The 279-nt window shown below is 64.9% G+C and carries 1 protein-coding gene; it reads right to left on the minus strand.

Annotated elements, in window-relative coordinates; genetic code table 11:
* A partial coding sequence (locus EN852_RS40500) for an AAA family ATPase (protein WP_145994172.1) occupies window positions 1-279 on the minus strand: 279 nt, incomplete at both ends.

Raw genomic sequence — 279 nt, forward strand, 5'->3', positions numbered from 1 at the left:
AGCCACCCTCGGAGAGAATCAAGCCGGCGCGCCATGCCATTTCGTTGTAGACGCGATCGGACACATCAGGACGATAGGCCTTGTCCGGCAGCCTGGCCTCGGCGGGCACGCCGTGCATCGCTTTGCGGATGCGGTCGCTTTCGACTATGCGCGCACCGGGCGGCGCACCGATATGGGCGGCGAGCGCCTCGGCAATGGTCGTCTTGCCTGAACCACTGAGACCGCCGATGGCAACGAGCCTGGGCGGCGTTTGCTGCAGAAATGTTCGGGCCAGTTCGA

Source organism: Mesorhizobium sp. M2E.F.Ca.ET.209.01.1.1, assembly GCF_004010375.2.
Taxonomy (GTDB): Bacteria; Pseudomonadota; Alphaproteobacteria; order Rhizobiales; family Rhizobiaceae; genus Mesorhizobium.